We start from the raw sequence: 12,811 nt of genomic DNA, 5'->3' as shown, positions 1-12,811 counted from the left end.
GTTACTCAGCAAGATTTCTTGAGTAAAAGTTAAGACGATTCACACATGTACCACTCTCGTCATCGACAGTGTTATTTGCTTGGGTATTTCAGCCGATTTTGGCTTTTTAGAATGCCGTTTAGCCTAAAGCGCCAAGTACCCTATGCTTAAATTCGCAGCCGTAGGACTCCACTTGTTCACGGCAGATATCGATATCGACCCCCGTTAATCCTTCGATGGCGGAGACTTGCACCGTTTCAATATAGTGTGGCGCTAAGGCAATAAAGGCATGCACGGCGGCGTAGGAACCGGCGAGTTTTGGGCGGCAATGTTCAATATAGGCTGCTTCATTATCCGCATTGAGTGAAATCGATAAGCTATCAACGCAGTCGGCAAGCTCTGGTAGAATATTGCGTCTATGGACCAGATTGCCTAAGCCATCGGTATTAATCCGGACTCGTCCGCCCCTGCGTTTGATCTCTTTTGCCACAGTGAGTAGAGTTGGAAGATTTAAAGTGGGCTCGCCATAACCGCAAAACACGTATTCTTCGAAGTCTTTAACATCGCCAAGCAGAGGGATAATTTCCTCTGGCTTAGGTTGATGGCACAGGGCGAGTTGGTATTCGTGGATTTGTTTACTGCCATTATGTTTCGGACAGAAAGCGCAGCGCAGGGTGCAGCGACCAGTGATATTGAGGTAACGACTGCGGCGAATATCATAAACTAGCGTTTCGGTCGCACAGGTTTCATTTGTGCAAACTTCATCTGTGATATGGCCATTTTCTAAGGTTTCAGTGGTGACAACTTGCAGATTATCAAGGTGTTGCTTATGCAGATGCTCAGACATAATGATGGCTTCATTCTAACGATAACTGACGACTTGGGCACAGTGTAGCGAAAGCCCGATGGCATAACTGTCAGCTAGATCGCAACTTGAAAGCTCAAACCCACTCACGGCAAAGTGACTTTGATGCTGATGTGGAATTGAGTGAGCACAGGCAATAAAAAAGAGAGCCTAAGCTCTCTTTTTAAGGATAAGACATTGATTAACTGTCTATTGCTAACTGCCTATCGCTAACTGTCTGTCGTTAACAGCCTATAAATAGTCTTTCTTATAGTCAGTCGTGACAGCTTGCTCAAAATCCGGATGCTTAACGTCATCATCATTGGTTTTTTTAGGCTGCCACCACCAGTTGAAGAAGCGGCTGCTAGAGCGGCTAACATCGTCGAGTATGATGTACAGCAGCGGCACTAAGATCAGCGTCACTACGGTCGAGAACAGGATACCGAAGGCGAGGGACGTCGCCATAGGGATCACAATTTGCGCCTGCAAACTGCGCTCGAGAATAATAGGCACTAAGCCGACAAAGGTAGTGAGTGACGTGAGGATGATCGCCCTAAAGCGATAACAGCCCGAATCCACTGCCGCCTGTCTAACCGATTGACCTTGCTCCCGCGCACGGTTAACAAAGTCGACCAAAATCAAAGAGTCGTTCACCACCACACCCGCGAGTGCCACTATGCCGCAGAGACTTAATACGCTCATCGCGAGTCCCTGAATCAAGTGACCGAACAGGGCGCCGATAATCCCGAAGGGGATCACTGACATGATGATCAACGGCTGACTGTAGGATTTTAGCGGGATTGCCATCAGGGCATAAATGGTAAACAGCGCAAAGAAGAAACCTTGCATCAAACCGACCATAGCATTCTGTTCATCTAAACTGCCGCCATCTAACGCGGTTTGGATTTTAGGATACTTGGCCTGTAATTGTGGCAGGTAATCTTTTTGGATTTCCTGTACCACTTTTGAAGGTTCGACTATGTTTTTGTTGGCATTTGCCGTGATGGTGATCGCCCGCTTACCGTCAACACGGGTAATTGAGGCGTAGGATTCGCCTTTCTCAATTTGTGCCACAGTCGAGAAGGGAACCGAGGTGCCCGTTGGCGTGCGGATCAGCATGTTTTCCAGATAACCCACAGTGCGGCGCTGCTCTAATGGGTAGCGCACCATTACCTTAATTTCTTCTTTATTACGCAAAATACGTTGGGCTTCATAACCATAGAAACCGTAACGCACTTGGCGGGCTAAATCGGAAAGGGTCAGGCCAAGGGCTTCAGCCTCTGGACGTATCTTCAGGCGAATTTCATGGCTGCCCGAGGAGAAGTTGTCGGCAATATCGTACACGCCTTCATAGCTGGCGAGTTTTTGCTTCAACTCTTTAGAGGCAGCGGACAGTTCATCGAGATCGCTTGAGGTCAACCTGAAGGAAATATCGCCACCGGCATCATTGGTGCTCGCGTTAAAGCTGAGTTTTTTGACCGATAAAAGCTCGGGCAATTGTTCACGCCACGCGGCAGCAATCGTCACACCGTCGACTTCGCGGTCTTCGCCTTTCGTCAGTTCGGCAAAAATAAAGGCAGAGGTGCGGGAGCTCATATTGATAAAGCTGTGTTTCACCACTTGATAGCCGTTATCTTGCTCCATTTTGTCGTTCATCTTGTACAGGGCTTCTTCTATGCTCTGCACCACTTTCAAAGTGTTCTCTTCCGAGCTGCCTTCGTCCATCTCAAGCTGAACTTGAATAAAGTCCGATGGAATATCTGGGAAGAATACCCAACGCACTTTGCCACTGGCGACTAAGGCAATGGAGAGGATCAACACACCGATAAAGGCCGCGACCACGTTGTATCTTTGCTTGATACAGCGCTCGAGGAAGTTGCGATAACTGTGGTGAATAAAGTGCTGCACTCTGTCGTTAAAGTTGGCTTTGAGGCGACCAAAGAATCCCCTTGGCGCACCGGGCTTTTTAAACTTCATGTGCGCTAAATGCGCTGGCAGGATGAACTTAGATTCGACCAGCGAGAAGGCCAAACAGAGGATGACCACCATGCCGATGGATTTCCAGATAATTCCCATAGGGCCAGAAACCATCAACATTGGAATAAAGGCCGCAATTGTGGTTAATACTCCGAAGGTCGCGGGCATTGCCACCTTTTGCGCGCCGCGGATCACGTTTTCAACCGAGTGACCGTGGCGTTCGACCTCTGTGTAGGCGCTCTCGCCGATGACAATCGCATCGTCCACCACTATCCCGAGCACTAAAATAAAGGCGAACAAGGTCAACATGTTGATCGTCATCGAGAAAGGTTCGAGCGGCATGATCAGCATAGTGCCGAGGAAACACACCGGCAGACCCATCATGACCCAAAACGCCAACTTAAGATCGAGGAACATAGCTAGGATGATAAACACCAACAAGGCACCGTAAAACATGTTCGACATCATCATGTTTAAGCGGCCCTTGAGGTAGTGAGTCATATCACCCCAAGTATCGAGTTGCGCGTTGGCAGGAAGCGTCGCGCGGCGATCCTCGACGTATTGTTTCACTTGAGCGGCAATGTCTAAGGCATTTTGATCATCAACACTGGTGACTTCGATAATCGCGGCCGGTTTACCGTTAAAGCGGGTATATTCTAACCTTTCTTCAAAGTCATCTTTGATGGTTGCCACTTGCGGCAACATCACGCGGCTACCGTCGGGGCGAGTGGTGACGACGATATTCGCAAAGTCATCACCCGTGTAGGCTTGGCCTTTGGTGCGCAGCAGGATGTCGCCATCTTGGGCGCGAATCGAACCGCCGGGTAAGTCAAAGGAAGAGTTTTGCACTGCTAACGCGACCTGTGTAAATGTTAGGCCGTATTCGCGTAGTTTATCTTCTGATACTTCGATGGCGATTTCATAATCGCGCACCCCAGTCACCTTGGCACGGGTCACGGCTGGCAGTTGGGTTAAATCGTCACGCACTGACTTAGCCAACTCCTTCATATCGTGCAGTGTCATATCGCCATAGACAGACACCCAAATGACGTTATTTTCAGGTTTAATCTGATAGATATTGGGTTTTTCGATGTTCACTGGGAAGGTCGAAATCGCATCTAATCTTAGTTTGGCTTCATCGAGCACGGTTTGTACTTCGTAACCGTCTTCGACTTCAACCGTAATCGAGCCTACCCCTTCGCTAGCCACTGACGTGACCTTCTTGATACCGTTGATATCTTGGATGGCTTCTTCAATCTTGATGTTGATGCCTTCTTCGATTTCCTGCGGCGCCGCGCCCGGATAGGCGACGGAAATATTCAGTAAATTGAGTTCGAAAGAAGGAAAAACCTCTTTATTGATCAAGACAGTGCTGAACAAACCGCCGACGAGCAATGCCCACATTAACAGGTTCGCGGCCACACTGTTGCGGGCGAACCAGGCTAAGATCCCTTTTTGAGTGTCCATTATTTCACTCCAGTGGCCGCAAGACTCGACTCAGGCGTGTCTTCTTTTGGCGTCTCAGTCGGCAATGCCGCTTCACCTAAGACCTTGACCAGTTGACCGTTTGCCATGCTGTTGAAGTGAGTGGTGGCGACGCGCTCGCCCGTTTTTAGACTGTCCTTGATATACACATTGTCGAGATCGCTACGAACGATATTCACATGGCGCATTTCAACAATATTTTTGTCGTCCACTAAGGCGACATGATCGTTACGAACCACATGGCGGGGTAGTTTAACTATGCCATCGACGGTGCGACCTTTAATGACAGCATTGACGAAGCTGCCATATTTAAGCGGTAAGCTGCCAGCAACTTTATTGGCGCGCAGGTATGGGTCTTTGATTTCAGCGACTAAATACACCATGCGATTTTCAGCATCGATCACGCCTTCGCTGCGGATAATATTGCCAACCCAAGTATTTTCTTTACCCGCCAAAGAAGCGCTCAGCGTCACTTGAGTATCGGGATTATCAACCGATTCTAGGTAGGCTAAATCATCATTTGAAATCGGCAAGCGGATCTCAGCCACGCTAGTGTCATAAAGCTCACCTAGGTTTGTTCCTAAGCTAACATACTGACCTAAATCGACATTACGGGCTTTGATTATGCCATCGAACGGCGCGCGAATAACTGTGCGCTCAAGGTTACGTTGGGCACGCGCCAGTGCGGCCTGCGCATATTTAACGTTGGCTTGCTCTTTTTTAAGCTGTGGAATACGCAGACCTAACTCTGGGGGTAAGCCCTTGTCATAGCCTTTGAATTCGATTTTAGCAACTTCACCGCGGGCAATTTCTTCGTTCAGCGCGGCGGTAGCTTGGGCCAGTGTTGCTTCGGCTTGCATTAAATCGGCCTCGTAATCTGAGGGCTCGATTTGTGCGAGTTGGTCGCCTTTTTTGACTATGCCACCCGCCACAAAATCAGCGGAAATACTCAGCATTCTGCCTTGAACTTCGGTCACAAGCTGGGTTTTATATTTTGGGGTAACCACACCGTAGGACGGTAAGTTTAGCGATACCGTTTGCTGAGTCACTTGCGTGACGTCAACGATAGGAATGGGCATCTCTTCCGGTTTTTGTTCTGGGGCCTCCTTGGTTTGCATTAATATTTTAGCGCCTAAGCCAAACAGCAGCAAAATTAATAAAGGAGATGCTCTCCTCAGTAAGGTCTTCATCATATTATTGTTACATCCATGCTAATCGCTTAATGGGGTTAAAGTAGCAGAGTCGGCCGCGCCAATAAATTTATTTTTGTAAATTAAATGTGTCTAAAAGTGATGGTTTGACGCAGTTGCTCACTAGGAACCGATATTTTGGTGGAAATTAGAACAGATAAAGGGTGAAAGGTTCACTTAGGTAATTGGAATATATTGAAATAAGGAACAATTAGCTTGCGGATTGGCAGAGCTAAATAGGCCGTATTCCATGCTCTATATATTATGACTAGCTTTTACTCGCCAGTTGATTTATTGCATTGAGTTAAATTTAGGTAATAAAAAAGCCGCATATAGCGGCTTTAGTTGGATTATTGCAAGCTGGCGTTACTTCTTCTTGCGGGCGATTTTACTCGCTTTCTTTGCCGCTTCTTTCTTGCTGGTTTTCTTCGCTGCTTCTTTCGCTTTCACTTTGGCTTTTTTCTTACCCGGTGTCCGCGCTTCTTTGTTCTTTGGACGCAGCTCTTCGATCACGCGGCGTTTCAACGGTTGCTCGATATAACGCTCGATTTTACCGACGATACGCATGTCGTGTGCTTCGGCCAACGAAATCGCAGTACCTTTTGCGCCAGCGCGGCCAGTACGACCGATACGGTGAATGTAGGTATCGGCAGAGCGTGGCATGTCGAAGTTGATCACATGGGTGATATCGTCGATATCGATACCGCGTGCAGCCACATCGGTTGCCAGCAAGACGTTCACTTCACCTTTGGTAAAGCGGCTCAAAGCTTGGAAACGTTTTTTCTGTTCCATATCGCCACGCATGAAGGCGCAGGCAATACCGACTTTAAGTAACTGGCCTTCTAAGCTAGAAACGATGTCGCGGGTTTTTACGAACACGATAGTCCGTTTCACATCTTCTTGGCGCAGCAGATGACATAACAGGGCAAATTTATGCTCTTTATCATCGGCTAAGTGGATCCATTGGTGGATCTTGGCTTTTTCACTGCGAGGGGCTTCAACATCGATTTCAATCGGGTCGTTTAACACTTCGCGGGCAAAACGTTGCACGCCGCCGCCTTCTAAAGTGGCAGAGAACAGCATGTTCTGTTTGCGGCCTTGGGCTTCGATAGCAATCGCTTGCACTACAGAAGAGAAGCCCATGTCTAGCATGCGGTCGGCTTCGTCGATAATTAAGATATCGACTTCTTGGGCGTTGAAATTGCCTTTGTCTAAATATTCCATCAGGCGGCCAGGGGTCGCGACCAGAATATCGACGTTGCCCGCTAAGGCTTCTTCTTGTGGTCCGTAAGGCACACCACCAGTCACTATCGCTATGTCTAAACCTTGGCCTGTGGCTAAGTGACACGCATAACGGTGGATTTGGCTGGCTAACTCACGGGTTGGTGTGAGGATCAGGATACGTGCTTGCCCAGCGAAACGACGGGGGAAGTCGATTAAATGTTGCAACGATGGCAGTAAAAAACTCGCTGTTTTACCTGTTCCTGTCGGGGCGCGCGCGAGAATATCTCTTTGCTCTAGGGCATAAGGGATAGTTTCTTGCTGAATAGTGGTGGGTGAATGATGCCCCATGGCATTAAGCGACTCTAATAAGCTAGGGTCAAGCTGGAAATCTTCAAATTGCATGCGCAGCGTCTCGACGGATAATAGCGAAGCATTATAAAGGTTATAGCGGTTAACTTAAATAACTTAATCTGAGCGGGGATAAACTTATGTCGCTCAGTAGTCTGTTTCGCTAAAAAATAGTGAGATCTCAGCAGCTTTTGTGCTGGTTGAGTGGTTATGAGTGTTTAGTGCAGCTCATTCGTGCCGCTGTTTTGCAGTTATTCCGCACTTCGCTATCATCAAAGGGGCAGACATTTTTTTAAACTTCTATAAGATACTGCGAATATAATGAAGATAGGCTGTTGTTAAGGTTTATTTCGATGGATTGAGTGATGTGTTTTTAGGAGCCTTGGCATAAATATTTATCCACTTACTAGCGTTATTTAAAGTGGGTTCCTGAGCGTTAGCCCTGCTCGGGAAGATAAGCAAACAGGTTTTGATTGGATTTTATGTTTCTGATAGATGGGCTGAAAACGATATGACATTCGATGGGTTATCACATTTTTTTATCTCGTCTCAAGACAGTCTGTTACTAAACGTCTACTACAATCCCTCGCTGGTTGCTCTGTCTATTTTTATTGCGATTTTTTCAGCCTTTATGACCTTTCAGGTTGCAACGCAAGCGGTCACGAGCCAATCCCATTTCCGTAAACAGATCATGTTGTTCACAGGGAGTCTTGTGTTGGGGGGCGGAGTTTGGTCGATGCATTTTATCGGCATGCTGGCTTTTGATTTGTGTTCGCCCGTGAGTTACAACTTTGCGCTGACAGCCCTATCCTTGTTACCTAGTATCGCTGCTTCATGGGTGGCGTTGAATCTATTAGCTAAACCTAGCTTTCGCTTCTCACAGGTGTTGATCAGTGGCACCCTCGTTGGCGCGGGGATTGGCACTATGCATTACGTTGGCATGGCTGCGATGGACATGGCGCCGCTACTGCGTTACGACCCATTAATATTTGCGCTTTCTATCATAGTGGCTGTATTGCTGGCTATTATTGCATTGTGGGTCAGGACTGGCGTAAATAAATTAATCACGCTAAATATCAATCCGATAACGAGTAACTTTCTCGCCAGTATCTTAATGGGACTGGCGATTTCAGGTATGCACTATACCGGTATGGCGGCTGCGCGTTTTGTTAAGCCTGAAGGGTTGGAGTTAACTCAGCAAACCTCTGAAATCTCTTTCTATCTCGCCATTGGCGTGTCCGTCATTACTGTCACCATTATCAGCCTAGTGTTAATCGTAAACCTGATCTTCAAATATAAAGATCTGACTCAGTTGGCAAAATCCAATGAAGACAGAATGCGCGCCATGATGAATACGGCAATCGATGGGATTATTACTATTGATGGCAAAGGCATTGTTGTCAGTGTGAACAAAGCTGTGACCGTGATTCTAGGTTGGCGAGCCGATGAGCTGATGGGCTTTAACGTGAAGAAAATTGTGCCAGATGCCATTCGTGAAGAGCATGATGGCTATTTAGCTAAATACGTTGAAACACACAAAGCTAAAATTATTGGGCTTGGCAGAGAGGTTGAAGCGCAGCATAAAGATGGCTCCCAAGTGCCGATTAACTTAAGCATTGGCCATGTAATGCAGGGGAAAGATCATTATTTTGTCGGTTTTATCACTGATCTCAGCAAGCGTAATGAAATGGAGCTTGAGCTTAAAAATAATGAAGCCAAGTTTAGATCTTTGATCGGTAATATCCCTGGCATTGCTTATCGTTGTAAAAATACTCAAGGCTGGCCAATGGTTTACATTAGTGATGCGGTATTAAACATCACAGGTTATCCGGCTGCAGATTTCGAGTTGCCTCATCCCCAACGGTTTTTCTCCGATCTTTATCATCCTGATGATCTTGATACTATTTATTACAGTGCACAGCCACCGACGTTTTCAATGGAATATCGCATTATTCGTCGAGATGGTGAAGTGCGTTGGTTATTTGAACATGGCAACTACATAAACGATGAGTCCAATGGTGAGCTTTGGATAGATGGGTTTGTGATGGACATTACCGAACGCAAAAAAATGGAGCAGGACTTAGTTACAGCAAAGAATAATGCTGAGCAAGCCGCTGCTGCACGTTCGGCATTTTTAGCCAATATGAGCCATGAAATTCGCACACCAATGAATGCCATCATAGGCTTTAGCGATATTTTATTAGAATCTAGACTAGAACTTGAGCAGCAAAAACAGTTAACTACCATTAATCGCTCCGCCAAATCCCTGTTACATTTGCTCAATGATGTGTTGGATAGCGCCAAATTAGACAAAGGTAAGCTTGAGCTCGAAAGTCGCGTTTTTTCATTAACCGATGAAATCGACACTGTTATCTCGACACTTTGGTTGCAAGCTAAAAACCAGAACTTGTTTTTAGGCGTGGATATCGCGCCATCTATGGCAAGCAACTATGTCGGCTCACCAGAAAGGATCAGGCAGGTGCTGATTAACTTAGTGGGCAATGCGGTAAAATTCACGTCTGAAGGTGCCGTCACTGTCCGCGTTTATCCTGAACATGACCAACAGGTGACCTTTGAGATTGCGGATACTGGGATTGGTATGTCGCCGGATCAGCTTCAGCATGTATTCGATGCTTTCTCGCAGGCCGATGCGTCCATGAGCCGCAAATACGGCGGCACAGGTTTAGGTACGACTATCAGTAAACAGTTGGTTGAGTTGATGGGCGGACACATTGAAGTTCAAAGTACGTTGGGCAAGGGCAGTACATTCCGTTTTACGATTCCCTTAAAAGTCAGCTGCGAAACCTTATCAAAACAACAATCTGACATCACGGCTTTGCCTCCGTTGACCATATTAGTGGTTGACGATATTCAGCAGAATATTGATTTACTGACGGTACTATTCACCCGTTTGGGGCATAAGGTGATCACTGCTCGTGATGGTCAGCAGGCCTTAGTTCGCATGCAAAAAGGCTCGATTGACATCACCCTGATGGATCTGCAAATGCCGATTATGGATGGATTAACCGCTGCTAAAATACGTCGTCAACAGGAAGCTGAAGAGCAACTGGTGCACATGCCGATTATTGCCTTAACGGCCAGTGTATTAGAGCAAGACCAAAACGCCGCAGTACAAGCAGGTATGGATGGCTTTGCCAATAAACCTATTGATTTTGCGCACTTAAGCCGTGAGATTGCCAGAGTACTTAAACTCGAGCCGCTGACGACTGTGGTGGAATTGCCCCAGTCAAATCGGTATCTCGTGATTGACGAGCAGCATGGCATAAAGCTGTGGGGGAGCTTGTCTATATACATCAAAGAGTTGACCAAGTTTGTTGCCCAGTGGCCTGACAAAAGCCAGCAATTACAAGACGCAATCAATCAAGATGATCTCCAGCGGATAAAGCAGTTGAGCCATGGTTTAAAGGGCATCAGTGGCAACTTAGGTTTGTCAAAATGGATGCAGTTGTTTAGCCAAATGGAAAGTGCCGAACCTGAGTCGATACCGCAGATATTTGATGACGTTTGTGCCTCATTTGGCGAGATAGAAGCCTATATTGCGGGTGCAACATTACCCGAACATTCTGCCTCGAATAACCTATCGAAAAAGGCCGATTACGCGCAGCTTATCTTGCCCCATATCGATGCGCTTCTTGCGGCGATTTCCCATCACTCCTTTGATGAGGCGGAGCTTATCGCGCTACAGAAACTCACTGATGATGCAAATAGAGCCGCGATAACCAGTATTGTTAATGCCTTAGATGACTTTGATTTTGATATCGCCTACAAGGCGTTGATGGCACTCAGGGTCGCTATCTCCATACATGAGGAGTGGTAATGCAGACAGCAACTGAATCGAAACAAACCTTATTGCTAGTGGATGATGAACCGGTCAATTTACGGGTGTTGAAGCAAATACTGCATCAAGACTATCAGCTCATTTTTGCTAAAAATGGCGAGGAGGCACTGCGCTTAGCACAAATCGAAAAACCGTCACTGATACTGCTCGATATAATGATGCCAAATATGACGGGTTTTGAGGTATGTCAAACACTGAAGACTATGACTGAAACCCAGTCTATTCCGGTGATTTTTGTGACGGCACTCAATGACGAACACGACGAGGCTGCAGGCTTTGCCGCGGGAGGTATGGACTATATCGCCAAACCTATTTCAGCGGCGATCGTCAAAGCTAGGGTAAAAACACATTTGTCGCTGGTTCAGGCTGATGAGTTAAAACGAACGCGTCTGCAAGTGATTCAGCGCTTGGGCAGGGCAGCGGAATACAAAGATAATGAAACCGGCACCCATGTGCTTAGAATGAGCCATTATTCGAGAATATTGGCGCTGGCCTACGGCTTAACGGAATCGCAGGCGGATGATTTGTTGCATGCCGCGCCTATGCACGATATTGGCAAAATTGGTATTGCCGACAGCATAATGCTCAAGCCTGGAAAGTTAACCGACGAGGAGTTTGAGATCATGAAAACTCATCCTCAAATTGGTGCTGAAATTATTGGCGAGGTGGATTCTGAGTTATTGCGTTTAGCTAAATCAGTGGCACTTACTCATCATGAGAAATGGAATGGCACGGGTTATCCCCATGGGCTGCAAGGTGAGCAAATCCCCTTAGAGGGCAGAATTGTGGCCTTAGCCGATGTATTTGATGCGTTAACCAGTAAGCGACCATACAAAGAGGCGTGGTCAGTCGACAAAACCATGGACTACATTCAAGCGCAAAGCGGCGTGCATTTTGATCCTGTATTGGTCAGATTATTTGCCGAAAACTTACCGAAAATAATAGAAATCAAAGAGAAGTGGAACGACCGTTAAAGCCCTGTGCTACAAGGCTTTAACCTGATGTCATCTTAAATGCAATGCAGTTTACTGCTTGAAATAAAAGGCTATTTAACTTAACAGCCACTTTAGATAGTGGCCTTTATAGCTTGAGGTAAAAATCTCGAGCGAGTTCGATCATCTGCTCTGTGTACTTGCCTTCACTATTTCGAATCGTCAGCTCCCCGTGTTCAGTAGGAGTTTGCCGATCTTTGCTGACCACAATTAATACCCGATTCGCCTCCTTGGTACTCACACTTTTGGCTGGTACTTGTTTGGCAATAGCGAGTGTCGACGACTCTGCAACATATGCAGCAAAGCGCGGCAGACTTTGCATTGGCAGAATCAAGGTAGCTTGACCTTGGGGCGAGAGGCATAAATCTATGGCATTGAGTAGCGCGGCAAAACTTAAGCTATCTGTGTGACGGGCCATAGCGCGCTGGGATTGTATCGCCTGCGTGCCTTGCTCAAAATAGGGCGGATTACAAATGATGTGATCAAAATACCCTTGGTACTCAACCTGTTGGCAAAAGTCTTGGATACTGCTGTTGACTAAGGTGAGTCGATTCGCCCACGGACTATTGTGGAAGTTATGCTGGCAAGCCTCGGCTGCACTGGCGTCTAACTCGACACTGGTAATGTGTGCTTGGCTGCGCTGCGCTGCCATTAAACTGAGTAAGCCGCTGCCAGCACCAATATCTAAAACTGTTTTTGCTACGGTCAGTTGAGCCCACGCGCCTAGGACGACACTGTCTGTGCCTACGGCCATGCCGCAATTCATATCATTGATATGAAATTGTTTAAAAGTGAATGCCATGGAGAGTTAATTTTTGCCGTTCTAAGGTGGTTAGGCCCAATATTGGGCGGGCAGTATTCTAATTCTAGCCCTCGTTTTTAGCCAATGCTTTTAAACAGAAGATGTTGCCCT

At 46.8% G+C, this 12,811-nt stretch carries 7 protein-coding genes; 2 read left to right on the top strand and 5 right to left on the bottom strand.

From position 1 onward, the window contains the following. Positions 1-118: 118 nt before the first annotated feature. The 4 genes from Q4Q50_RS14060 to srmB all read right to left on the bottom strand — a co-directional run bounded on the left by Q4Q50_RS14060 (position 119) and on the right by srmB (position 7,101). On the bottom strand, positions 119-826 hold the full coding sequence (locus Q4Q50_RS14060) for a TatD family nuclease-associated radical SAM protein (RefSeq protein ID WP_311899816.1): 708 nt from the start codon (positions 824-826) through the stop codon (positions 119-121). A 249-nt stretch (positions 827-1,075) separates the two neighbouring features. Beyond that, complete coding sequence (locus Q4Q50_RS14055) at positions 1,076-4,267, bottom strand: efflux RND transporter permease subunit (protein ID WP_311899815.1); 3,192 nt, start codon at positions 4,265-4,267, stop codon at positions 1,076-1,078. After that, a complete protein-coding gene (locus Q4Q50_RS14050) occupies positions 4,267-5,478 on the bottom strand; it encodes an efflux RND transporter periplasmic adaptor subunit (RefSeq protein ID WP_311899814.1) in 1,212 nt (403 codons plus the stop codon). The genes Q4Q50_RS14055 and Q4Q50_RS14050 overlap by 1 nt, the downstream gene beginning before the upstream one ends. A 363-nt stretch (positions 5,479-5,841) precedes the next feature. Continuing rightward, complete coding sequence (gene srmB, locus Q4Q50_RS14045) at positions 5,842-7,101, bottom strand: ATP-dependent RNA helicase SrmB (RefSeq protein WP_006080348.1); 1,260 nt, start codon at positions 7,099-7,101, stop codon at positions 5,842-5,844. A gap of 457 nt (positions 7,102-7,558) precedes the next feature. On the opposite strand from srmB, the gene Q4Q50_RS14040 reads away from it, so the two are divergent. Together Q4Q50_RS14040 and Q4Q50_RS14035 are read left to right on the top strand one after the other, a co-directional pair. Further along, positions 7,559-10,885: an MHYT domain-containing protein gene (locus tag Q4Q50_RS14040; protein ID WP_311899829.1), complete on the top strand. Its 3,327-nt coding sequence runs from the start codon at positions 7,559-7,561 to the stop codon at positions 10,883-10,885. After that, a complete protein-coding gene (locus tag Q4Q50_RS14035) occupies positions 10,885-11,880 on the top strand; it encodes an HD domain-containing phosphohydrolase (RefSeq protein WP_311899813.1) in 996 nt (331 codons plus the stop codon). Before Q4Q50_RS14040 ends, Q4Q50_RS14035 begins: the two co-directional genes overlap by 1 nt. 106 nt (positions 11,881-11,986) lie before the next feature. Here Q4Q50_RS14035 and Q4Q50_RS14030 read toward each other — a convergent pair whose 3' ends face one another. Continuing rightward, complete coding sequence (locus Q4Q50_RS14030; protein ID WP_311899812.1) at positions 11,987-12,700, bottom strand: tRNA1(Val) (adenine(37)-N6)-methyltransferase; 714 nt, start codon at positions 12,698-12,700, stop codon at positions 11,987-11,989. Positions 12,701-12,811 lie beyond the last annotated feature (111 nt).

The sequence above is a fragment of the Shewanella scandinavica genome (assembly GCF_031932065.1).
In the GTDB taxonomy this organism is placed as follows: Bacteria; Pseudomonadota; Gammaproteobacteria; order Enterobacterales; family Shewanellaceae; genus Shewanella; species Shewanella baltica.
This window is presented reverse-complemented; position numbering and strand designations above follow the sequence as displayed.